Here is a 265-nt window from a genome sequence, read left to right on the forward strand (position 1 = left end):
TTGGTCTTCCGGCGTGCGGGTTTTTCACCCGCATTATCGTTACTCATGTCAGCATTCGCACTTCTGATACGTCCAGCAAACCTTACAGTTCACCTTCAGCCGCTTACAGAACGCTCCCCTACCCCGCATACAAAGTATGCAGCCGTAGCTTCGGTGGTATGTTTAGCCCCGTTACATCTTCCGCGCAGGCCGACTCGACTAGTGAGCTATTACGCTTTCTTTAAAGGATGGCTGCTTCTAAGCCAACCTCCTAGCTGTTTTAGCC

General features: G+C 51.3%; 1 rRNA gene. It reads right to left on the bottom strand.

Annotated elements, in window-relative coordinates:
* Positions 1–265: ribosomal RNA gene (locus tag A7985_RS25545) — 23S ribosomal RNA — on the bottom strand; the annotation flags it as partial.

It is taken from the genome of Pseudoalteromonas luteoviolacea, from assembly GCF_001696455.1.
Lineage (GTDB): Bacteria > Pseudomonadota > Gammaproteobacteria > Enterobacterales > Alteromonadaceae > Pseudoalteromonas > Pseudoalteromonas luteoviolacea_C.